We start from the raw sequence: 23,385 nt of genomic DNA on the forward strand, positions 1-23,385 counted from the left end.
GCACCCGCCGCTATGAAGGCATGGGCTGAAAAGAAAAAGCCGACCGCCCGGGCGGTCGGCCTTCCGATCCGTCCGGCGCTGGGCTCAGCCGCCGGCCACCGGCAGGGGAATCGGCTGCGGGCCCAGGGCCACGCGGCGCGAATCGCGCCGCTCCACGTCCCGGTCCGCATACGGCAGTTCCAGGCGCTCCCATACATCCGACAAGGCCCGCGCCAAATGAGCGATGAGAGCATCGTCATGGAAAGGCGTGGGAGTGATGCGCAGGCGCTCCGTGCCGCGCGGCACGGTCGGGTAGTTGATGGGCTGGATATAGATGCCGTACTCGGCCAGCAGCAGGTCGCTCGCCATCTTGCAGGCCTTGGCGTCGCCCACCATCACCGGCACGATATGGGTGGGGGTCTCCATCTGCGGCAGGCCGGCGGCGGCGAGCGCCGCCTTCACCTTCGCCACCTGGGCGCGCTGGCCGGCGCGCTCCGCCTGGGAGTCCTTGAGGTGGCGCACGGAGGCGGTGGCGGCCGCGGCGACGGCCGGGGGCAGCGCCGTGGTGAAAATGAAGCCGGGCGCATAGGAGCGCACCGCATCGATGATGACGCGCTTGCCGGTGATGTAGCCGCCCACCACGCCGAACGCCTTGCCCAGCGTGCCCTCGATCACGTCGATGCGATGCATGACGCCGTCGCGCTCAGCCACGCCGCCGCCGCGCTCGCCATACATGCCGACCGCGTGCACCTCGTCGAGATAGGTCATGGCGCCATAGCGCTCGGCGAGGTCGCAGATGCCGGCCATGGGGGCGATGTCGCCGTCCATGGAATAGACGCTCTCGAACGCCACCAGCTTCGGCCGGTCGCCGGCCGCCTGGAGCAGTTCCTCGAGGTGGCCGAGGTCGTTGTGGCGGAAGATCGCCTTCTGGCGTCCGCCCTGGCGCACGCCCTCGATCATGGAATTGTGGTTCAGCTCGTCGGAGATCACCACGCAATCGGGAATGAGCTTCACGATGGTGGAGATGCCGGTGGCGTTCGACACGTAGCCGGAGGTGAAGACCAGACCGGATTCCTTGCCGTGCAGATCCGCCAGCTCGCGCTCGAGCATCACGATCTCGTGGCTGTTGCCGGAGATGTTGCGCGTGCCGCCGGCACCGGCGCCGCGGGCCTGGGCCGCCGCGCACATGGCTTCCACCACCTTCGGATGGCTGCCCATGCCGAGATAGTCGTTGGAGCACCACACCACGATGTCGCGCGGACCGCCCGGGGAATGCCACACCGCGCGCGGAAACTGGCGCGCGTCGCGCTCGATCTCGGCGAAGGTACGATAGCGGCGCTCCTTGCGCAGAGCGTCGATGGCGTCAGCGAAGAAATGATCGTAATTCATTCCGGACCCTGCAGACAGCGCGCGGATCGCGGGCGAACGATCCTGCGTTCTTTTGATATTATAGTTTCAGCTTGCTCCTTGTATTGATGCCAATCAACCCCCCGCGAGGGGTGCGCGGCGATCCGGCGCGGACGCCCCCGGCAAAGCCTGATGGGACAGGCATCGGCGGGGCGCGGCGGCCGCCTGTCCCGCGTCGTCGGAGGCGCTGGAAACCCGCCTTGATTTTCATCAAAATGCCACTTGCGTCGGCAGGCGGGGTGTCCTACATCCGCCTCGCCCAAATTCGCACGTGCCTGTGGTCGCGTGTCGGTCGGTAGGATCTCCGGACAAGAGGCCGGAAAGCTGCCAGGACGACCGATAGCCGGAGGGAACCGGCCCACCCCGCTCCTCACTGCGGGGGACGTGACTTGAAGCAACGACGTAAGGGCTTTTTTGGTCTGCTGGCCCTCCAAAGGTCGGCGGCGCTGAAGAGGCACTACATCTTGCCGGCCGTGCGGAGCGGGTCTTCCCCTCCAAGCGTGCGCAGTCGTCTTTCCCGTGGGGTTTCGGCCTTCGCGGGTGGCTTGGCTGCCGTTCGGTCCCATGATGCGGCCGGTTGAAAGACCGGCGAGGCGGGCATGACCCGCGGCTTGAGACGGCGCGTCCACATCGCCGCCCCACCGCCGGTGCATGCCCCGAATGGGCCAGATGCCCCACCTTCTCGTCGAAGGCGGGAGCGGTCCCGTTCGTCCTGTCGGCGCGCGGATTGTCCGCGTTTCACTGAGGCTTCAGGTCACGGAGAGGACACCATGACCGACCGCATCCGCGAGTTCCTGCGTACCCGACGCGAAGACGGCCCCTGCGTGGTGGTCGACCTCGACGTGGTCCGCGCCAATTACCAGGCGTTCGCCCGCGCCCTGCCCGACACCCGCGTGTTCTACGCGGTGAAGGCCAATCCCGATGCGGCCATTCTGAAGGCCCTGGAGGAGATGGGCTCGTGCTTCGACTGCGCCTCCACCGGCGAGATCGAGATGGTGCTGGCCACCGGCGCCGGCGCCGAGCGCATCTCCTTCGGCAACACCATCAAGAAGGAGCGCGACATCGAGCGCGCCTACAAGATGGGCGTGCGCCTGTTCGCCGTCGATTCCTACGAGGAAGTCGAGAAGATCGGCCGGGTCGCCCCGCGCTCCAAGGTGTTCTGCCGCATCCTGTGCGACGGCGCCGGCGCTGAATGGCCGCTGTCGCGCAAGTTCGGCTGCGAGCCGGAACTCGCCGTGGACGTGCTGGAGCACGCCCATCGCCTGGGCCTCACCGCCTATGGCGTGTCCTTCCACGTCGGCTCGCAGCAGAAGAACGTCAACGCCTGGGATAGCGCCCTGGCCTCCGCCGCCACCATCTTCCGCGCCTGCGCCGAGCGGGGCATCTCGCTGGCCATGGTCAATCTCGGCGGCGGCTTCCCCACCCGCTACCTCCAGGACGTACCGGCCGCGCGCGCCTATGGCGAGGCGATCTTCTCCTCGCTGCGCCGTCATTTCGGCAACCGCATTCCCGAGACCATCATGGAGCCGGGCCGCGGCATGGTGGGCAACGCCGGCCTCATCGAGGCCGAGGTGGTGCTGATCTCCCGGAAGTCCGACACCGAGGCCATGCGCTGGGTGTATCTGGATATCGGCAAGTTCGGCGGCCTCGCCGAGACCATGGACGAGGCCATCCGCTACCCGCTGCGCACCCCCCGCGACGGCGACGACACCGCGCCGTGCGTGCTGGCCGGCCCGACCTGCGATTCGGCCGACGTGATGTATGAGAAGACGCCGGTGGACCTGCCCCTGTCGCTCTCCATCGGCGACAAGGTCATCATCGAGGCCTGCGGCGCCTATACCACCACCTATTCGGCGGTGGCGTTCAACGGCTTCCCGCCGCTGAAATCCTACGTGATCTGATCGCGCCCGGCACGGCGCGGACGCCCCACCCGGCCCAGCCTTTCCGGCGGCCGGCAGGGGCATGAAACCGGGATGCCGCGCGCAGTCCCGGAGCGCCCTGTGCTGCCGCGACATCAGCTCCCTCTCGGCACCGGCGTCCGCCGTCCGAGGGCGATGAGGAGGGGCCATCCCCTCGTCTTCCGCATCCGCCCCACCCAAGGCTTGCCATCCTGGCCCTGGCCTGGTCGCTGTCGCGACCGGGGCGGCGTTCTTCACGTCTCGGTTCGGGCACGGGAGCTGCCGGTGACTGACATTGTGCTGGAATCCGTGGAAGATGTGGCCGCGCGCGAGGCGCTGCTCGACCTCTGCATGGGCGAGGACCGCCGCGCCAAAGCGTCCGAGCGCCTGCGCGAAGGCCGCGTGCCGGCGGACGGGCTCGCCTTCTCGGCCCACGGCCCGGACGGCCGCCTGGTGGCGACCCTGCGGCTGTGGAACGTTTGCGCCGGCCCCGGCCGGCCGGCCCTGTTGCTCGGCCCGCTGGCGGTCCATCCCTGGTTCCGCAAGGACGGCCTGGGCGGCGCCATGATGCGCGCCGCGATCGCGGCAGCGCATGCCCAGGGCCATGGCGCCGTGGTGCTGGTGGGTGATGCGCCTTATTATGCGCGCTTCGGCTTCTCGGCGCAGCAGACCGGCGCACTCTGGATGCCCGGTCCGTTCGACCCGGCCCGCCTGCTCGGCCTGGAACTGACGGCCGGAGCGCTGAACGGCGCCCGCGGCCTCATCAGCCCCACCGGTGCGGAGATCGCCCGGCCGTCCCTCGCCGAGCTGATCGCCGGCACCGAGCGCCGCTCAGCCTGAGCCGCGCCCTCCGGTCCGCTGGCGTCCGGCCCCGGCGCTCGCGGCGGCGGGAGCGAGAGTGCCCGGCCCCATCGTGAGCCGGGCCCGAAGCGCGCGCCCGAAAGCTGGTCGCACCCGTGGTGCGCGTGAGCCCCTCCACTGGAGCGAACAGGACCCCGCCCCGCAGGGGACGTCCTCACGCGGGGCCCGCGGGCCGCCGGCACCAATCCGGCCCCACGCCCCGGCGGCGCCGCAGCCCCCCATCGGCATCGGCCTGCGGAATGGGCTTGCGGAATGGGCCGGCAGCATGGGCTTGCCGGCCCGGAGCACCCCGCCGAAGCCAGGGGCCCCTGCCCCTGCGGGCCGCCGCGATCCCCTGCCCGATTTGCGCCTCCGCGCGGCAACCGTACGAATGCCGGACGCGCCGGACTCCGGCACCTGCCGCAGGCCCGTCCGCGCTGGCGTCACGACCCGCACGGCGGTGGCGCGCCGGGACTTGGCCCGGAAAACTGGCCCGGAAAACTGGCCCGGAAAATTGGCCCGGAAAACTGGCCCGGAAAATTGGCTCCGGCCTTTGGCCCCAGCACCTGGGGCCAACACCTGGGCCCAACACCTGGGCCCAACACCTGACCTCAACACCTGGCTCAGGCGACTGGCACCGCCCCCGGGCGTCGATGCCCCCACCTCCCGGATATGAAAAAGCCTCCCTCCCCGAACGGGGAGAGAGGCCAGAACAGGCGCGACGGCTGGGCCGTTCAGCGCACGATGATGTTCTTGAACTGCCAGGGGTCTTCGAGGTCGATGTCCTCCGGGAACAGCTTCTGGCGGCCGGTCAGGGGGGTCCAGTCGGTATAAACGCCGATCACCGGGCCGAGATAGGGCGTCTGCACCTCAAGGCAGCGATGGAAGTCCATCTCGTCGGCCTCGACGATGCCGGCGTTCGGGTTCTCCAGCGCCCAGACCATGCCGGCGAGCACCGCCGAGGTCACCTGCAGGCCGGTGGCGTTCTGGTAGGGCGCCAGTTCCCGCGCCTCCTCGATGGAAAGCTGGGAGCCGAACCAATAGGCATTCTTGGCATGGCCATAGATGAGCACGCCCAGCTCGTCCGCGCCATCGACGATCTCGTGCTCGTCCAGGATCGACCACTTGCCCTGGAAGTGCCCGCCGTTGCCGAACATCTCATGCAGCGACAGCACCGCATCGTTGCTGGGGTGGTAGGCGTAGTGGCAGGTCGGCCGGTAGACCACGGCGTCGCCGTCCCGCACCGTCAGGTAATCGGCGATGGAGATGGCCTCGTTGTGGGTGACCAGGAAGCCGTATTGCGGCCCCGGGGTCGGCGTCCAGGACCGCACGCGGGTGGCGGCGCCGGGCGAGAGCAGGTAGATGGCGGCGCCGCAACCGGCGGCATGGGTGCGCGCATCCGCCGGCAGCGCCTTCTCGTGGGTTCCCCAGCCCAGCTCGGCCGGCTGCAGGCCCTCCGAGACGAAGCCTTCCACCGACCAGGTGTTGACGAACTGGCCCATGGGCTTGGGGTTGCGGGCGCGCTGGGTGTCGCGCTCCGCCACATGGATGCCCTTCACGCCCAGGGCCCGGGCCAGCTGCGCCCATTCCTCCCGGCTCTTGGGCTCGGGCCGGTCGAGGCCGGTGTCGGCGGCGATGTTGAGAAGCGCCCGCTTGACGAACCACGACACCATGCCGGGATTGGCGCCGCAGGTGGACACCGCCGTGGTGCCGCCGGGATTGCGCCGGCGCGCCGCGAGCAGGCTCTCGCGCAGCGCATAATTGGTGCGCGCGGCGTTATCCACGCTCTCGTCGAAATAGAAGCCCTTCCAGGGCTCGATGACCGTATCCACATAGAGCGCGCCAAGCTCGCGGGTGAGTTCCATCACCGCCACCGAGGACACGTCCACGGAGAGATTGACGCAGAAGCCCTGGCCACCGCCATGGGTGAGAAGGGGCGTGAGCAGCTCGCGGTAGTTTTCCGCCGTCACCTCGGACTGGATGAAGCGGATGCCGCGCGCATCGAGCAATTTGCGGTGCTCCGCCACCGGGTCGATCACCACCATGCGCTCGCGGTCGAAGTCGAAATGACGCTCGATCAGCGGCAGCGCGCCGCGACCGATGGACCCGAAACCAATCATCACGATGGGGCCGTCGATCGTCGCGTGTACCGGCCAGTCGCTCATAATAGGGAACACTCCTCCAGGATGACGCCCGCTCAAGGGGCCGAGGCACCATGGAGTTGCCAAGCGTTGCCGTCAACAGGCGTTCAGTCGCGCCCCGCCGAAAACACCTTGCGATTTCGACATCAGGCATGACCCGATTGTCTTGATGCAAATCGTAAAGCTGCCGACCATCGCCCGCCCAAGATGCAGAAGCCGCCGCTTTTTGCGCCACGACTTGCGATGTCTTTCCATGTCTTGCAACTTGGCGCGGAGCAGCGCCGCGGGCGTCGAAAAGCTGTCATAATAGCTTCACCGCAGGTGCGTTCTGCTTCCTCAATTTTCCATCATCCATTTGATTCAAGACTACTTTCTCCCGCCGGGGCTGGCCTCGGCGTCAGCGCAGCCACAGGCCGGATCGCACGGCGGCGAGCAGTGTCAGCCCATAGGCGAGGATGGCCAGGGCCAGTGCCGCGAACAACGCCGCCAGCGACCCGGTGAGGCGCAGCGCCAGCCAGCCGCCGCCGAGCGCGATGGCCACCCGCAGGAAGCCGGCGGCGAGCGGCCAGAACAGGCGGCCGGCGCCCTGCGAGGCGAAATAGAGGGAGAGACCGACCCCGAAGAAGCCGTAGACCGGCCCGACCGTGCGCAGATAGGCGCTGCCCGCCTCGATCATCGCCGGGTCGGCGCTGAAGAGGGCGAGCCACGCGTCCGGATACAGCGCCGCCGCGACGCCGATGGCCTGCGTGACCGCGAACGCAAGACCCGCGCCGGCCATGGCGGCCGCCAGCGCCCGATCACCGCGCCCGGCCCCCATGTTGGTGCCGACCATGGCCACCATGGGGGCGCCGATGCCGAAGATCAGCGGAATGAGCAGGTATTCCAGCCGCACGGCCGTGCCGAAGCCGGCCACCGCGCCGACGCCGGCATGGGCGGCGACCAGGGCGGTCGCACCGGCGATGACGACATTGGTCTGGATCGACTGCACCGCCGACAGCGCGCCCACCCGCAGGATGCCGGCCAGCAGCGCCCAGCGCAGCCGCACCCAGCGGAGGCAGGCGGCATTGCGTCCCGAGAGGATGTACCAGACCATGGCGCCGGCGCCGCCGGCATAATAGGCGACCAGGGCCACCCCGCCCCCGGCGATGCCGAGGCCGGGAACCGGGCCGAGGCCAAAGATCAGCACCGGCGAAAGCGGAACTAGCAGCAGCACGCCGACGCAGGTCACGACGGCGGGAAACAGCATGTTGCCGGTGCCGCGAATGACGCTGGCGAGGCCGTTCATCAGCCAGGTCAGGGCATTGCCGGCGAACACCACGTTGGAATAGAGCAGCGCCGCCTCCAGCGCGCCGCCGGTGCCACCAAGAGCGCCGTAGACCGGCCGCCCGAACAGCAGGAACAACGCCGAAAAGGCGAGCCCGAGCACAAGGCTGACGACCGCCGCGTGCAGCACCAGGGCATCCGCCGCCTCGCGCCGGCCGGCGCCCAGCGCGCGCGCCACCGCCGAAGCGATGCCGCCGCCGACCGCCCCGGCCGAAATCGTGGTCATCAGCATCACCGCCGGAAACACCAGCGCCATGCCGGCCAGCGCATCGGTCCCGAGCTTCGCCACCCACCATGTCTCGATCAGTCCCGCCGAGGCCTGAGCGAGCATGATGAGCACATTCGGCCAGGCGAGCCGGATCAGCAGCGGCAGCACCGGCGCCTCGACCAGGCGCCGGGTGCGCGGATCCACCTCACGCCTGTCCCCGGTGCGGGGGTCCGTCACGGCGGCAAGATCGGTCATGGGCCAGACCTCCTCACAGCGCCTCGAGCGCCAGGGCGATGCCCTGGCCGCCGCCGATGCACAGCGTCACCACGCCCTTCGACAGGCCGTCGCGCTTCATGGCATGGAGCAGGCGCGTGACCAGGATGGCGCCGGTGGCGCCGATGGGATGGCCATGCGCCACGGCGCCGCCTTCCACGTTGACGATATCCTCCGGCAGGCCGAGGGCGCGGGCGACGGCGATGGGCACGGCGGCGAAGGCCTCGTTGATCTCGATCCGCTCGACGTCGCCGAGGGTCCAGCCCGCGCGCGCCAGCGCCATGCGCACCGCCGGCACCGGGCCAAGGCCGAACAGGCCCGGCTCGACGCCCGCCACCCCATGGCCGGCCAGCCGGCCGAGCGGCGCGATGCCCCGGCCCTCGGCGAAGCCCCGCTCGGCCACGATCATCGCCGCTGCGGCGCTGTTCAGGCCCGGCGCATTGCCGGCGGTGATGGTGCCGTCAGGCCGGAATGCCGGCCGCAGCTTGGCCAGCGCCTCCACCGTGGTGTCCGGGCGCGGCGCCTCGTCCTCCAGGAAGACTTCGACGCCCCCGCGCCCCTTCACCTCCACCGCGACGATCTCGCCGGCGAAGCGGCCCTCGGCCCGGGCCGCCGCGAAGCGCTGCTGCGAGCGCGCCGCGAATGCGTCCTGCTCGGCGCGGGTGATTCCCAGCCGGGTGACGAGGTCCTCGGTATGCCAGCCGGAGTGGGCGCCGGAGAAGGCATCGTTGAGCCCGTCGGTGAGCATGCTGTCGAGGACCTGCGCCGGCCCCATGCGATAGCCCCAGCGTGCGCCCTCCATGAGGTAGGGCGCACGGTCCATGTTCTCCATGCCGCCGGCCACCGCCACATCGGTGGCGCCGGCGGCGATCTCCTGGGCGACGGTCAGGATCGCCTGGGCCCCGGAGCCGCACACCCGGTTCACCGTCATGGCCGGCACCTCCACCGGCAGGCCGCCGTGAATGGCGGCCTGCCGGGCCGGATTCATCCGGTTTCCGGCCTGGATGACGTTGCCCATGACGACGCTGCCGATGGCAGCCGGCGCCACCCCGGCGCGACGAACCGCCTCGCGCACGGCGACGGCGCCGAGCTCGACGGCAGGTGTTCCTTTCAGCGAGCCGTTGTAGCCGCCGATGGCGGTGCGGACCGGGTGGGCGATGACGATGTCACGGATGCTCATGCTGTTCTCCTGCGGCCTGCCCAGGGGTGGCGAGGGGGGGGCGAGGGGGCGAAGGGCCTCACGCCACCGGACGAAGCGGAGCGTCGGTATCGCCACGCTCGAGCGCGACTGCGGCGGCGGCGCCAGCGTCCGGGGCGGCGCTGACGGCATCGAGGCGCGCGAGTTGGTCGGCGGACAGGGTCACCGCGACGGCGCCCAGATTGCTGGCGAGCTGGGCCAGGGAGCGCGGCCCGATCAGCGGAATCGCGCCTCGGCGCCCGGCCCAGGCGATCGCCACCTGATCCGGGCTCGCGCCCAGCTCCGCCGCCACCGCCAGCACGGTATCGAGGATGGCGGTGCGCTGGGCGGTGTTCTCCGCCTGGAACACCTTGCCGCCGAGCGCCTCGGCCCGCCCCTTCGTGGCGCCCCGCTGATCGCCGCGGTATTTTCCGGTCAGCATGCCGCCGCCGAGGGGCGACCAGGTGACGGCGGCGAGGCCCAGGGCCGCCGTGGCCGGCAGGAGGTCGGCCTCGGGGCCGCGCCGCACCAGGCTGTATTCGAACTGCGCCGCCGAGATCGGCACCGCCGCCCTCAGCTCCGCCAGCGTCACCGCCCGGGCGAGGCGCCAGGCGGGGAAGTTCGACAGGCCGGCGTAGAGGATCTTGCCCGCCCGGGCGAGATCGTCGAGGCCCCGGACGATCTCCTCGGAGGGCGTGACGCCATCGGGATGATGCACCCAGTACAGGTCGATGCGATCGGTGGCGAGGCGCCGGAGGCTGGCATCCACCGAGGCCACCATGGCCTTGCGGCTGTTTCCGGTGGCGAGGCGGCCGGGGCTGGGGACGGCGCCGTGGGAAAACTTGGTCGCCAGCACGAAATCGTCGCGGCGCCCCCGCAGCAGCCGGCCGAGGAACTCCTCCGACTGGCCGAACTGGTAGACGTCCGCCGTATCGATGAAATTGCCGCCCGCATCGGCATAGGCATCGAGGATGGCCGCACTCTCCGCCTCGTCGGCGCCGTGGCCCCAGCGGCCGCCGAAATTGGCGGTGCCGAGCGACAGTTCGGCAACCTGCAGGCCGGTCTGCCCGAAAAGCCTGTACTTCATGGAACACGTCCTTTTCGGAAGGGACCGGTACGGCGTCCGGGATGGGACGACGCGGGTCCGGAGAGCGGAGGCTCTATACGGGCATATACCCCCATAGAGCCCGACAACATCACAGCAGGTCCAGCACATCGACCACCGCGCGCAGCTTGTCGGCGCCCACCTTGGTTTCGACAGCGCTCTGGCAGGCGGCCCAGAGCGGATGTGCCTTGGCCAGCAGATCGGCGCCCGATTCCGTGAGGCGAACCACGGCCTCGCGCTGGTCCTGATCGTTCCGCCCGGTGGCCAAGGCCCCGAGGCGCTCCAGGACACGCACATTTCGCCCCACCGTCGAGCGGTCGAGCCCCTGGAGTTGCCCCAAGGTCGTCAGGCTCACCGGCTGCCGGTGCGCCACCACGCGCAGCAAGGCATATTGCGCGATGTTGATGCCGAGCGGCGCCAGCGCCGCGTCATAGGTCGCGGACAGCCGGCGGGCGGCAAGGCGAAGCGTGTTGCAATGGCACGACGAGGGCATGGATAAGTGTATATACCCGTTTCTGGGCGCTGTACAGACCTGAACGCACGCGCCGACGCCTCACCCCGCCGCGCCGGAGGGCTTCGGGGCGGCCGGCCGCGGCATCTCATCCACCTGCCGCAGGTCGGGGAACAGCCGCATCCAGGCCGCGACCACCATCAGGGTGCCGATGCCCCCCGCCAGTCCCGCCCCCACTGGGCCGAGCAGCGCCGCCACCATGCCGGATTCGAACTCTCCGAGCTGGTTGGAGGTGCCGATGAACAGGGAGTTCACCGCGCTCACCCGACCGCGCATCTCATCGGGCGTGGAGAGCTGGACCAGCGAGGATCGGATCACCACGCTCACATTGTCGGCGGCGCCGGTGACGAACAGCGCGAACAAAGACAGGATAAAGTTCTGCGACAGGGCGAACACCACGGTGGCGAGGCCGAACACCGCCACCGCCGCGAACATGGTGGGCCCGACCCGGTGGCGCAGCGGCAGGCGCATCAGCACCAGCGCCATCAGCATCGCCCCCACCGCCGGGGCGGCGCGCAGCAGGCCCATGCCCTGCGCGCCCACATGCAGCACATCCCGCGCGAAGATGGGCAGCAGCGCCGTGACGCCCCCGAGCAGCACCGCGAACAGGTCGAGGGAGATGGAGCCCAGCACCACCGGCTGGCGGCGGATGAAGGACAGGCCCGCCAGCAATGACGCCAGCGTCAGCGGCCCGCGCCGATCCGCCACCGCCCGATGGCGGATGCCCAGCATGGCGACGGTGGCGGCGCCATAGCAGAGCGCCGCGCCGGCGATGGGCGCGATGGGGCCGAACATATAGGCGAGGCCGCCGAGGGCGGGCCCGATGATGGTGGCGGCCTGGATCGCCGAGGACGAGACCGCCAGCGCCCGGGGCAGCAGCGCTCCCGGCACCAGCCGGGGCAGCAGCGCCGAGAGGGTCGGATGCTCGAACGCCCGCGTGGCGCCGATCACCGTCACCGCCACATAGAGCCCGACAATCCCCGTGGCGCCGCTGGACAGACCGATGCCGAGCGCCGTCAGCGTGGCGGCGGCCACGGCGAGGCACGCCACCACGATCCGCCGGCGGTCGAACGTGTCCGCCACATGCCCCACCAGCAGCGACAGGCACAGGATCGGCAGGAACTGGGCAAGGCCCACCAGGCCGAGCGCCACCGCGCTGCCGGTCATGTCGTAGATGAGCCAGCCGATGGCGACCCCCAGCATCTGGAAGGCCAGCGCCGAGGCGACCCGACCGATCCAGAAGCGGACGAAGTCCGGGTGATCGCGCAGGCGCACGTCGGCGATCGGGCTCAAGGCGGACACTCCGGCACGGAAACGCGGGACCCGCGCCCGAATCCGCAGGCGGGGAAAGGACAGGGAACCATATTATCAGGCACGCTGACCAGCACGTTCTCGCGCAAGGACGCCAGAGGCGCACCGCGAACGCCGCCACACGCGCCATGGTCGCGCGGAACAGCCGGGCGACCCAACGCCTGCATGGGCGTTTCGCGCAGGGAGCGTGGGGAGACGATGCGCGGAAAGGATGTAAGAATCAGGCAAAAGCGCGCGCCGGGAGAGAGCGCTTTGCCGCACCGCTCGGCCACACGCCGACGTCGCCGTTCACAACCAGGCACCGGGCGTTCGGCTGCACCATTCCGCGCGAGGAAGGGTACTGCAAGATGCGCAGTCCAAGACGCGCGGTGCCAGGGAGGCGCGGGCAACTCCCTGCAGCGAAGGTCGCCCCTCGGCCCACGGGCGGAGGCCCGGCAGAATACATCCAGCGGCGCCGGACGCGCCGCCGGCGCGCGTTCTCAGTCGCTGGCGAGAATGTGGTTGCGAACGATGGGGTAGACCTGCCCCGCCCACTTGCGGCCGGAAAACACGCCGTAATGACCGACGCCCGCCTGCATGTGGTGCCGCTTGCGATGCGGACGCAGGTTGACGCACAGATCCTGCGCCGCCACCGTCTGGCCGAGGGAGCAGATGTCGTCGCGCTCCCCTTCCACCGTGAGCAGGGCGGTGCGGCGAATGGCGCCGAAGTCGAGCGGACGGCCGCGATACGTCAACTCCCCCTTCGGCAGGCGATACTCCTGGAAGACGTAGCGCACGGTCTCGATATAGAAATCCGCATCCAGGTCGAGCACCGCGAAATATTCATCGTAGAATGATTTCGTGGCTTCCGCCTTCTCCTCATCCCCTTCGGCCAGATTGTTGTAGAGATCGAAATGCGCCTTCATGTGGCGCCCGACATTCATGCTGACGAAGGCGGTGAGTTGCATGAACCCCGGATAGACCCGCCGGCCCGACCCCGCGAAGCCCTTCGGCACCCGCGAGATGAGGTTGCGCTCGAACCAGCTGATGGGCTTGGTGACGGCGAGCTGGTTCACCGCCGTGGGATTGATGCGGCAGTCGATGGGCCCGGCCATCAGCGTCAGCGAGCGCGGCGTGGCCGGATTGGCGTCCTGCGACATCACCGCCGTGGCGACCAGCGACTGGACGCACGGCTGGCACACCGCCAGCAGGTGGGCCCCGGGACCGAGCACCTCCAGGAAGCGGATGACATGCTCCACATAATCGTCGAAGCCGAACGGCCCCGCCGAAAGCGGCACGTCGCGGGCATTGTGCCAGTCGGTGATGTAGACGTCGTGATCGGGCAGCAGGGTCTTGACGGTGTTCACCAGCAGCGTGGCGAAATGCCCCGACAGCGGCGCCACCACCAGCAGCCGCGGCTGCTCCACCTCCACGTCCTTCTTGAAGCGCAGCAGGGTGCCGAACGGCAGCACCGCCGTCTTCTCCTCGGTCACGGTGGCAGTGCGGTTGCCCACATCGACGGTGCGGATGCCGAAATCCGGACGCCCGTGGCTGAGGCCCGCGCGCTCCACCAGCTCGCAGGCCGCCGCGAGATGCCGCAGGCCGGCGTGGCCGTATCCGTTGACGAGGGGACCGCTGAGGGTCTGCCGCGCCAGCCCCGCCGCGAACCGCAGCGGCTGCATGAGGTCGGCCTGGGCCTGATATGCCAAATACTTCATGGCTGACGACACCACCGGGTTCCAGCAGGCGCTGAGGGCATCGAACGAAGAAAAGACCCGATCATGAGGCTGAACCGTCCTTCCGCTCTGAATTCGACGTTACGCGCTTCCGCGCCGAAAGCGAAACCTTAAGTTATTGTCGCAGGTGCGTTTTTTCTCTTTCCCGGCGGCCTGATCGGATGTACCTGTTAAAGAGATATTGAAGCGAGGCGTGGTGCATTGCAACATGCTTCGTGACCGGGACGGAAGGTTTGTCGCCCTCGCCATCCTCCTGCTCGGCGTACCGTTCGTCAGTCCCTCCCTCTCGTCGTGAAGCCCGTGGCACAACCGAGGCGTATGGCAAACATGGCAACTCTCACCATCTCCAGCAAGAATTACTCGTCCTGGTCGCTGCGCGGCTGGCTCTTGTGCAAGATGGCGGGCCTCTCCTTCGAGGAAGAGCGCGTCCCGGTCGACGACCCCGATGCCAAGGCGGAGCTGCTGCTGCTGTCCCCGTCGTTCCTGGTGCCGCGTCTGGTGCTCGACGACATCACCGTCTGGGACACCCTCGCCATCGCCGCGGTCCTGGCCGAGATCTTCCCCGAGGCGGGCATCCTGCCGGCCGACCGCGCGGTGCGCGCGCATTGCCTCTCCATCTCGGGCGAGATGCATTCGGGCTTCGCCAACATGCGCTCGGCCCTGCCCATGAACATCAAGGCCCGCTACCCGGGCTTCAAGGTGTGGGCCGGAGCCCAGGCCGACATCGACCGCATCCTGGCCATCTGGCGCGGGTCCCTCACCGCCCACGGCGGACCGTTCCTGATGGGCCCCCGCCCGAGCCTGGCCGACGCCATGTACGCGCCGGTGTGCTCGCGCTTCTCCACCTACGACGTCCCCCTCGACGCCACAACGGCCGCCTATCGCGACCGGATCATGGCGCTGCCGGCGATGCAGGAATGGATCGACGGCGCCCTGTCCGAACCGGAGGAGATGGAGGAACTGGACGTCGAGTTCTGAGCCGTCGCGGCACCGCGCCAGGCTGCCGCCACCCCGGGCCTCGCGCCGCGAGACGGCGTGCCTCCGTCATGGGGCAGGATCCGTGCCGTGATCGGGCGGCGCCGTTCGCATGAGACCCAACGCCGATGCGCTTAGCTCATGGCGTCGGGTCCAGCCCGCGCTGCGCTTGAGCGGACCCACTTGGCGCCGGTCAACGGGGCCGATGGTATGAGGCCGAATCGGCCGCCAGGCCCTCGGTAAGGCGCTCTGGCGAAGTCCAAGGACGGCGGGTGAACCAAGCGGCCTAAGGCGATGGACCACTCTTTGGGTGTGCGCGGGCGCCGGCCGGGAGCGGCGATGGCGCTGCCGCAGCGGAGTGCCGCGGCCCAATGGCATGAACGCGCTGCCCGGTGGACCGGGCCGGGCCCGTCGACCGCTTTCACCGGCACGACATGGCGCGGCTTCGCCACCGCCGCGGGGGGCGCCCTTTTTGTCCCCTCCCCCCCGTTGCAGCCCTCCTCGCTTCCGCCATTGTCGCCCACTTGCCGCCCACTTGCCGCCACGCCTCGCGCGGCGGCCTCCCCGAGGTCCCCGCATGCTGGCCACGACCGCGCTCATCGGCTTCCTCGTCCTGGTGCTCGCCGGGGTAGTCAAGGGCGTCATCGGCATGGGCCTGCCGACCGTTGGCGTCGGCCTGCTCAGCGTGCTGATGACGCCGGCCCATGCGGCGGCGCTGCTGATCGTGCCCTCGGCGGTCACCAATGTCTGGCAATTCGCCACCGGCCCGGGACGCGGCGCCACCCTCAGGCGTTTCGCCACCATGATGGCGGCGCTGGCGGCGGGCACGCTCACCGGCGGCTGGATGCTGGGCGGGCTTGCCTCGCCGCTGGCCCTGCCGGCCCTGGGCTGCACCTTGATCCTTTATGGCGCGCTCGGCCTGTCGCGGCTCACCCTCGCGGTGCCGCGCCGGTGGGAGCCGTGGATGTCGCCGCTGATGGGCTTCGCCACCGGCCTCGTCACCGGCACCACCGGCGTGTCGGTGATGCCGTCGGCGCCGTATCTCCAGGCACTGGGCCTGCCGCGTGACGACCTGGTGCAGGCGCTCGGCCTCACCTTCACCGTCTCCACCTTCGCCCTGGCCGTCACCCTGGCCCTGCCCGGCGGGGCGGCCGACGCCCTGTTCGCCGATCCGCTGCTGCTCCTCGCCTCCGCCGCGGCGCTGGTGCCGGCGCTGATCGGCATGGAGCTCGGACGCCGGCTGCGGCTCGCCACCTCCCCGGCGGTGTTCCGCCAGGTGTTCTTCGGCGGGCTGGCGGTGCTGGGGCTTTACATGGTGGGGCGCAGCCTCGCCTGAGGCCGCGCCCCCGTCCCTCACTCGGACAGGCGATGGATGTCGTGCACGACGATGCCGATGTCCTCCGGCTTCTTCAGCCACTCCTTGCGCTTCAGGGTCTTCACCGTGTCTTCGTAGCCGGTCTGCCAATGGTCGCGCATGGAGGCGTTGGAGAACTCGTAGTCCTTCGATTCCCGCTCGTAGGCCTTTTCCTGGTAGATCAGGTGACAGATGTTGACCGGGCCGGAGGCGGCGTAGTCGTCGATGAGGGCCAGATCCTCCTCGGTGCGCAGTTGCTCGGGGATGCGCTGGAGTGCGTCATAGAGCTTGGAGCGCAGCTCCTGCACCCGGCGGAACACGTCGGTGGTGTAGCGGGTGCGGCTGGAATAGCCGATATCCTTCTGGCGCTCGCTGACATCGAACATATCGCGCGGCAGCGTCCCGCGGGCGCTGAACAGGTCCACCTGGAACACCAGGGCGCTCGGGTGGTCGGGCTGGTCGAGCAGGAATTGCAGCGGGGTATTGGAGACGACGCCGCCGTCCCAATAATATTCGCCCTCGATCTTCACCGCCGGGAAGCCCGGCGGCAGCGCGCCCGACGCCATGATGTGCTCGGGGCCGATGACGTTTTTCTTGTTGTCGAAATAGATGAAATTGCCGGTGCGCACGTTCACCGCGCCCACAGAGAAGCGCTTCTGCCCCGAATTGATGAGGTCGAAATCCACCAGCCGCAGCAGCGTGTCGCGCAGGGGCGAGGTGTCGTAGAAGGAGGTGGCGCCGGGCGCCCCCGCCGGCAGCAGCCAGGGATTGGGCACCCGCGGCTTGAAGAAGCCCGGCTGGCCCTGCAGGATGGTGAGGGTGGCGCTCACCTGGTTGCGGAACTGGCGGAAGATGTCGCCATCGAGCGCCCAGGGCGAGGCCTTGCGGGCGGAGATGGTCTCCCAGAACTCGCGCAGGCGCGGCACCCGGTTTTCCGGCGTGTTGCCGGCGATGATGGCGGAGTTGATAGCGCCGATGGAGACGCCGGAGATCCAGTTGGGCTCGCATCCCACCTCGGCCAGCGCCTCGTAGACCCCCGCCTGATAGGCGCCGAGCGCGCCGCCGCCCTGGAACACCAGGGCGATGCGGTCATACGTGTTGACGATGTCACACAGATCGGGCGGCAGTGTCTTGGCGCTCGGGCTGGCGGTCATGGCGCTCTCCTGGCGTTTGGTTCGAGGCCGCGCGGCGGCGCCACCCCGGCAGGGCCCGGCCGGGTGCGGCGCGCGGCGCGGTCATGACATGAAGAAGGAGCCGGCGCCGTCGCGGCGCCGGCCGGGTCGCCGCAGGCGGCGGATCAGGTCGCCGGCGCGGCGAGATAGTCGTGGATCACGGAGCCCATGCCGAGGGTGAGGTCCGCCTTCAGGTGCACGGCCGAAAGCACCTCCAGCACCGGCAGCTCAGACACCGTGCACAGCGCGTGCGGATAGAGGCCGAGGGCGGCGGGGCCGACCCAGCACTCCTTGAGCGTCACATCCTCGAGGAAGTAACGCACCAGCTCGCACACCCGCGGCGAGCCGTCCACATGGGGAATGATCTTCAGCATGTAATTGGGCGCCAGGAGGGAGGCGAGCACCTTCTCCTTGTCGGCGGCCACATGCTTGTAGCCCATGGTGCCGGTGGCGCAGAGCACGCTGCCATAGTGGAGCGTGCCCACCAGCGTGTCCTTTTCCACCTTCAGCTTGGGACAGGCGAACTTCTTGGGGAAGCCCCACAGCTCGCGGCCACCGGCGATGGGCGATTCATCGTCCAGGTACATGGCATGGACGTAGCCGCCCTCGACCCCATTGAACTTCACCGGAATGACCTGTCCGGTCTCGGTGTAGTCGCCGAAGCCAGTGGAGTCCGGCATGCGGATGAACTCGTACTTGACGATCGGATCGACGATCTCGAGCGGCTCCGGCACCACCTTTTCCAGGGCGGCGCGATCGGTGCGGTAGGTGATGGTGAGGAATTCGCGATCGATGAAACGATACGGGCCCCGGGGGTAGGAGGGGCTCGTGAGCGGCATGGAATAAGCGGTGCGGCGGACGTCGTCGATCTTCATCGGCGGTTTTCTCCGGCTGCGCGGGTCTCGCGGACGCGGGACGCGGCGGGCACGTTAGCGAATAAAGCGCCGCCGTGACAGCCCCGCGACGCGAATTACCCAAGTCCGCCAACCCGTTCCTGCGCCCGTCCGGGGCCACGGAAGGCCGTTAGAAGGCGAGCAGCCCGGCCCTGCCGCTTTCGGTGCCGAACACCACCGCCCCGCCCGCCGGATGCCAGGCGACGGCGCTGACCGCATCGCCGCCCGCGGCGGCGGTGGGCGCGCGCAGGAGGATCTCGGCGCCATCGGTGATGCGGGCCATCATCACCATGCCATCCTCATAGCCGATGGCCAGCACCGGGTCCTTGGGGTGGGGGGCCACCACCGTCACCCGCGTGGTGGGCGAGGGCGCCAGCATGGTGGGCTGCTTGCCCATGGGCCCGTCCTTGGACTGGAACGGCCACAGGATCGCCTCGCCCGAGCCGGAGCTCGCCAGCCACTTGCCATCGGCGGTGAAGGCGAACGACTTCACGCGGGAGGGATAGCCGCTCATGCGCATATGGGCGCCATCGGCCACGCGCCAGCCATGCAGGGCCGCTTCCTGCATGGTGGTCACCACGAACCGGCCATCGGGGGAAAAGACGACGCCCAGGTGCGAGCCCTTCCAGCCCAGCACGTCGGGCTTGGCGCCCGCCGCGTTCGGAAACCACAGCGTCACGCCGCCGTAATGGGCGATGGCGAGCCGCAGCCCCTTGGGCGCAAACGCCAGCCCGCCCACGGTGGAGGGCGCCTCGAAGCTCCGCGCCTCGCCCTTGGCGCTCAGCACATGGGCGGTCTTGCCGGCGGAATAGGCGACGGCGCCGTCCGGCCCCAGGGCGACGCGGTCGATCCAGCGGCCCTTGTGCTCGGCCAGCACGCGGGCGCCGCCCTCGGCGGTGGTTTCCACCACCTTGCCGTCGTCGCCGCCGGTGACGAGGCGGCGACCGTCGCCGGCGGCGGCCAGGATGGCGCCGCCATGGGCCCCCACGGTCGCCGGCTCCGTCCCCGCTCCCTGCAGCACCACCTTGCCGTCGCCGGTCACGCACGCTGGCGCCGCCCCGAGGAAGGCGACGGCGATGATCTCGCCGGGAACCGCGAACGGACGGACCTTGTCGGTGAGGCTGGACGGGGCGGAGGACATGAAACGCTTCTCCCGAAACGCGGCGGCCGCGGAATGCCCCCCTTTAGGCATCCCGCGGCCGTCATCGCAAGGAAAGTTCGCGCCCGCCCGATGGCGGGGCGCCTCAGCGGCCGGTGGCCACCAGCGGGCAGCCGCCCTCGCTCAGGGGCCGGAACGCCTCGTCGCCGGGGATGACGCGGATGAGCTTCAGATAATCCCAGGGGTATTTCTGCTCGGCCGGGGTCTTCACCTGCAGCAGGTAGAGGTCGTGGACCATGCGCCCGTCCTCGCGGATGCGGCCGCCATGGGAGAAGAAATCGTCCACCGGGGTCGCCTTCATCTCGCCCACCACTTTCTCGGTGTCGGTGGTGCCGGCGGCCTTCACCGCCTTCAGATAATGCAGGATGGCCGAATAGGTGCCGGCCTGGCCCATGGTGGGCATGGCCTGGTGGCGCTCATAGAAGCGCTTGGACCAGGCTCGCGTCTCGTCGTTCAGGTCCCAGTAGAAGCCCTGGGTGAGGATGAGGCCCTGGGCGGTGGGCAGGCCGATGGCGTGGATGTCGGTGATGTGCAGGTAGAGTCCGGCCAGCTTCACGCCCGACTGGGGAATGCCGAACTCGTTGGCCTGCTTGATGGCGTTCACCTGGTCGGCGCCGGAATTGGCGAAGGCGATGAGCTTGGCGCCGGCCCCCTGGGCCTGCAGCAGGTAGGAGGAGAAATCGGTGGTGCCCTGGGGATGCTTCACCGCCCCCACGATGGTGCCGCCGCTCTGCTCCACCGCCTTGGCGGTGTCGCGCTCCAGCGCCGTGCCGAAGGCATAGTCGGCGGTGATGAAGAACCACGGCCCGTCCTTGGCCAGCGACTTGCCGGTGCCGGCCGCGAGCGCATAGGTGTCGTAGGTCCAGTGGATGCCGGTGGGCGCGCAGGCCTTGCCGGTGAAGTCCGACGAGCCGCCGGTGGAGGCCAGCACCAGCTTGTTCTTGCGCCGGCCGATCTCCTGCACCGCCAGCAGCACGGAGGAGGTGGGAATGTCGGCGATCACCTCCACCCCGTCCTCGTCGATCCAGCGGTTGACCAGCGCCGAGCCCACGTCCGGCTTGTTCTGGTGGTCGCCGGCCACGATCTCGATCGGGCGGCCCAGGACGCTGCCGCCGAAGTCTTCCACCGCCATGCGGGCGGCGATGACCGAACCGGGGCCGGCCATGTCCGCGTAAATGCCTGACTGGTCGTTCAGCACGCCGATCTTGAGCGGCGCCGGATCGGCGAAAGCCGCGCCGGCCGCCAGGCTGAACACGGCCGCGAGGGCGGGGAGAACACGCATGAAAAGGCTCCGGTGAACTGTCGGCCGCCTCCATAGGCGACAAGATCGAGGTATTCAATCAATATAACGTCGGGTGACCGTATTTTGTCATTTCCACAAAAATTAACTGGTATTTTGAGGCCAGCCGGCCTTTGCCATTTCTGGCGGCTCTGGCCTATGAGCGGAGCGTGATGTTTCCGACGCCCCTGCCCATCGACGCCGTCCTCGGCGACCTCGCCGCGACCCTGGCCGCGACTCCCTCCGCCGTGCTGGTGGCGCCGCCCGGCGCCGGCAAGACGACCCGCGTGCCGCTGGCGCTCCTGGACCAGCCGTGGGTGAAGGGCGGCCGCATCCTGGTGCTGGAGCCGCGCCGGCTCGCCGCCCGCGCCGCGGCCCACCGCATGGCCCAGACCCTGGGCGAGAGCGTGGGCGACACCGTGGGCTACCGGGTGCGCCTGCGCGCGGAGGTGTCGCGCCGCACCCGCATCGAAGTGGTCACGGAAGGCGTGTTCACCCGCATGGTGCTGGACGATCCCGAATTGTCCGGCGTCGCCGCCGTGCTGTTCGACGAATTTCACGAGCGCAGCCTCGACGCCGACCTGGGGCTGGCGCTCGGCCTCGACAGCCAGCGCGGCCTGCGCGACGACCTGCGCCTGCTGGCCATGTCGGCCACCCTCGACGGCGCCCGCGTCGCCGGCCTCATGGGTTCGGGCGAGACCGCGGCACCGGTGGTCGAAAGCCAGGGCCGCGCCTTCCCGGTGGACACCCGCTACCTGGGCCGCGACGCCCGCGCGCCCATCGACCGGCAGATGGCGGATGCCGTCCTTGAAGCGCTGGCCCGCGAGCGCGGCTCGGTGCTGGCCTTCCTGCCGGGTGCCGCCGAGATCCGCCGCACGGAAACCCTGCTGCGCGAACGGGTGCGGGACCCCGACATCGACATCGTTGCCCTGTTCGGCGCCCTCGACGCGGCGGAGCAGGATCGCGCCGTGCTGCCCGCCCCCAGGGGCCGGCGCAAGGTGGTGCTGGCCACCTCCATCGCTGAAACCTCGCTGACCATCGAGGGGGTGCGGGTGGTGGTCGACAGCGGCCTCGCCCGGGTGCCCCGCTTCGAGCCGGACGTGGGCCTCACCCGGCTGGAAACCGTACGCGTCTCCCGCGCCGGCGCCGACCAGCGGCGCGGCCGCGCCGGCCGGACCGAGCCCGGCGTCTGCTACCGCCTGTGGGGCGAGGGCGAGACCGCCGCTCTGCCCGCCTTCGCCACCCCGGAAATTCTCGCCGCCGACCTCACCGGCCTGGTGCTGGACCTCGCCCGCGTCGGCGTGCGCGATCCCGTAGCACTGCCCTTCCTCGACCCGCCGCCGGCCCCGGCGGTGAGCGAGGCGAAAGCGCTGCTGCACCAGCTCGGCGCGCTTGATGCCGATGGCGGCGTCACCCCCCTGGGTGCCCGCATGGCGCGGCTGCCGCTGCCGCCGCGCCTCGCCCACATGGTGGTCATGGGCGCCGACCAGGGCGCGGGCGCGCTGGCGGCCGAGATCGCCGCGCTGGTGTCCGAGCGCGGCCTCGGCGGCGAGGGGGCGGACCTGACCCACCGGCTGGACGGCTTCCGCCGCGACCGCTCGCGCCGGGCCGACGACGCCCGCCGGCTCGCCGCCCGCTGGAGCGAACTGGCCGGCGGCGTGCGCGCCGGCAGCGGCAGCCCCTCCCCCGCGGCGCTGCTGGCGCTCGCCTATCCCGACCGCATTGCCAAGGCACGCGGCGACGGTACCCGCTTTCTGCTGGCCAACGGGCGCGGCGCAGTGATGGACCCGGCCACGAGCCTGGCCCGCGCCCCGTTCCTCGCAGTGGCGGAAGTGAGCGGCCGCGCCGACGCCGCCCGCATCACCCTGGCCGCGGCCCTCACGGCGGACGAGGTGGAATCCCAGTTCGCCGACGCCATCACCGAGGGCACGGACATCAGCTTCGATGCCGGGGTCGGCGCGGTGCGGGCCCGGCGGGTGCGCCGGCTGGGCGCGCTGGTGCTGGCGGAAGCCCCCCGGCAGGTGCCGGCCGATGGGGAAACCGCCCGCATCCTGGCGGCGGGCCTCGCCGGCGCCGACCTGTCGCGCCTGCCCATGAGCGCGGCGCTCCGGCAATGGCGCGGCCGGGTCGCGTTCCTGCGTGCCGCCGAGGGCGACGACTGGCCGGACCTGTCCGACGCCACCCTGGCCGCCACCACGGACGCCTGGCTGGCGCCGTTCCTCGAAGGCATGACCACGCGCGCCGACATCGGCGCCGACACTGTGTCCAACGCCCTCCATGCCCTTCTGCCGCGGCCGCTCGCCGCGCGGCTGGATGCGGAGGCGCCCACCCATTTCACCGCGCCCACCGGCTCCCGCCTCGCCGTCGACTACGCAGCGGAGGGCGGCCCCCAGGTGGAGGTGCGGGTACAGGAGCTGTTCGGGCTCAAGACCCATCCCGCCGTGGCCGGCGGCCGGGTGCCGCTCACCCTGGCGCTGCTGTCGCCGGCGCACCGGCCGATCCAGGTGACCAGGGACCTGCCACAATTCTGGCGCGGCTCCTGGCGCGACGTCCGCGCCGACATGCGCGGGCGCTACCCCAAGCACCCGTGGCCGGAGGACCCGGCCGAGGCGCCACCCACCACCCGCGCCAAACCGCGCGGAACCTGAACCGGCGCGCCGGGCCG

At 70.1% G+C, this 23,385-nt stretch carries 17 protein-coding genes; 5 read left to right on the forward strand and 12 right to left on the reverse strand.

Going from position 1 to position 23,385, the window contains the following annotated elements:
• Nucleotides 1-84 precede the first annotated feature (84 nt).
• Nucleotides 85-1,368 carry a 5-aminolevulinate synthase gene (gene hemA, locus V5F53_RS15825; protein ID WP_393994905.1) on the reverse strand — a complete coding sequence of 428 codons (1,284 nt, stop codon included), beginning with the start codon at nt 1,366-1,368 and terminating at the stop codon, nt 85-87.
• Between the two features lie 788 nt (nt 1,369-2,156).
• Here hemA and V5F53_RS15830 point away from each other — a divergent pair.
• Both V5F53_RS15830 and V5F53_RS15835 read left to right on the forward strand, forming a co-directional pair.
• Complete coding sequence (locus V5F53_RS15830; protein WP_393994904.1) at nt 2,157-3,287, forward strand: type III PLP-dependent enzyme; 1,131 nt, start codon at nt 2,157-2,159, stop codon at nt 3,285-3,287.
• A gap of 282 nt (nt 3,288-3,569) precedes the next feature.
• Nucleotides 3,570-4,124 (forward strand): GNAT family N-acetyltransferase, encoded by a 555-nt coding sequence (locus V5F53_RS15835; protein WP_393994903.1) that lies wholly within the window; start codon nt 3,570-3,572, stop codon nt 4,122-4,124.
• Between the two features lie 734 nt (nt 4,125-4,858).
• Here the strand turns inward: V5F53_RS15835 and V5F53_RS15840 are convergent.
• The 7 genes from V5F53_RS15840 to V5F53_RS15870 form a co-directional block, all read right to left on the reverse strand.
• Nucleotides 4,859-6,289 carry a homospermidine synthase gene (locus V5F53_RS15840; RefSeq protein ID WP_393994902.1) on the reverse strand — a complete coding sequence of 477 codons (1,431 nt, stop codon included), beginning with the start codon at nt 6,287-6,289 and terminating at the stop codon, nt 4,859-4,861.
• Nucleotides 6,290-6,662: 373 nt separating this feature from the next.
• Nucleotides 6,663-8,051, reverse strand: a complete 1,389-nt coding sequence (locus V5F53_RS15845) for an MATE family efflux transporter (protein ID WP_393994901.1) — start codon at nt 8,049-8,051, stop codon at nt 6,663-6,665.
• 13 nt (nt 8,052-8,064) lie between these two features.
• Nucleotides 8,065-9,249, reverse strand: a complete 1,185-nt coding sequence (locus V5F53_RS15850) for a thiolase family protein (RefSeq protein ID WP_393994900.1) — start codon at nt 9,247-9,249, stop codon at nt 8,065-8,067.
• Between the two features lie 58 nt (nt 9,250-9,307).
• A complete protein-coding gene (locus V5F53_RS15855) occupies nt 9,308-10,333 on the reverse strand; it encodes an aldo/keto reductase (protein ID WP_393994899.1) in 1,026 nt (341 codons plus the stop codon).
• 109 nt (nt 10,334-10,442) lie between these two features.
• Entirely contained in the window at nt 10,443-10,844 is a 402-nt protein-coding gene (locus V5F53_RS15860; protein WP_393994898.1) for a MarR family winged helix-turn-helix transcriptional regulator, read from the reverse strand.
• 60 nt (nt 10,845-10,904) lie between these two features.
• Nucleotides 10,905-12,155, reverse strand: coding sequence for an MFS transporter (locus tag V5F53_RS15865; protein WP_393994897.1), 1,251 nt, complete (start codon nt 12,153-12,155; stop codon nt 10,905-10,907).
• A gap of 497 nt (nt 12,156-12,652) precedes the next feature.
• The gene (locus V5F53_RS15870; protein WP_393994896.1) at nt 12,653-13,870 is read right to left on the reverse strand and encodes a polyhydroxyalkanoate depolymerase; all 1,218 of its coding nucleotides are present in this window, start codon (nt 13,868-13,870) and stop codon (nt 12,653-12,655) included.
• A 345-nt stretch (nt 13,871-14,215) separates the two neighbouring features.
• Here V5F53_RS15870 and V5F53_RS15875 point away from each other — a divergent pair, with 345 nt between their 5' ends.
• Nucleotides 14,216-14,866, forward strand: coding sequence for a glutathione S-transferase family protein (locus tag V5F53_RS15875; protein ID WP_393994895.1), 651 nt, complete (start codon nt 14,216-14,218; stop codon nt 14,864-14,866).
• A gap of 574 nt (nt 14,867-15,440) precedes the next feature.
• Entirely contained in the window at nt 15,441-16,199 is a 759-nt protein-coding gene (locus V5F53_RS15880; RefSeq protein WP_393994894.1) for a sulfite exporter TauE/SafE family protein, read from the forward strand.
• Between the two features lie 17 nt (nt 16,200-16,216).
• Here the strand turns inward: V5F53_RS15880 and V5F53_RS15885 are convergent, their stop codons facing one another.
• The 4 genes from V5F53_RS15885 to V5F53_RS15900 all read right to left on the reverse strand — a co-directional run bounded on the left by V5F53_RS15885 (nt 16,217) and on the right by V5F53_RS15900 (nt 20,723).
• Nucleotides 16,217-17,371, reverse strand: a complete 1,155-nt coding sequence (locus V5F53_RS15885) for a patatin-like phospholipase family protein (protein ID WP_393994893.1) — start codon at nt 17,369-17,371, stop codon at nt 16,217-16,219.
• A gap of 143 nt (nt 17,372-17,514) precedes the next feature.
• Complete coding sequence (locus tag V5F53_RS15890; RefSeq protein WP_393994892.1) at nt 17,515-18,264, reverse strand: acetoacetate decarboxylase; 750 nt, start codon at nt 18,262-18,264, stop codon at nt 17,515-17,517.
• Between the two features lie 148 nt (nt 18,265-18,412).
• Nucleotides 18,413-19,423 carry a WD40 repeat domain-containing protein gene (locus V5F53_RS15895; protein WP_393994891.1) on the reverse strand — a complete coding sequence of 337 codons (1,011 nt, stop codon included), beginning with the start codon at nt 19,421-19,423 and terminating at the stop codon, nt 18,413-18,415.
• A gap of 103 nt (nt 19,424-19,526) precedes the next feature.
• Nucleotides 19,527-20,723 carry an ABC transporter substrate-binding protein gene (locus tag V5F53_RS15900; protein WP_393994890.1) on the reverse strand — a complete coding sequence of 399 codons (1,197 nt, stop codon included), beginning with the start codon at nt 20,721-20,723 and terminating at the stop codon, nt 19,527-19,529.
• 170 nt (nt 20,724-20,893) lie between these two features.
• On the opposite strand from V5F53_RS15900, the gene hrpB reads away from it, so the two are divergent.
• Complete coding sequence (gene hrpB, locus V5F53_RS15905; protein ID WP_393995402.1) at nt 20,894-23,368, forward strand: ATP-dependent helicase HrpB; 2,475 nt, start codon at nt 20,894-20,896, stop codon at nt 23,366-23,368.
• The last annotated feature ends 17 nt before the right edge of the window (nt 23,369-23,385 follow it).

This window comes from Xanthobacter cornucopiae (assembly GCF_043195065.2).
GTDB lineage: Bacteria > Pseudomonadota > Alphaproteobacteria > Rhizobiales > Xanthobacteraceae > Xanthobacter.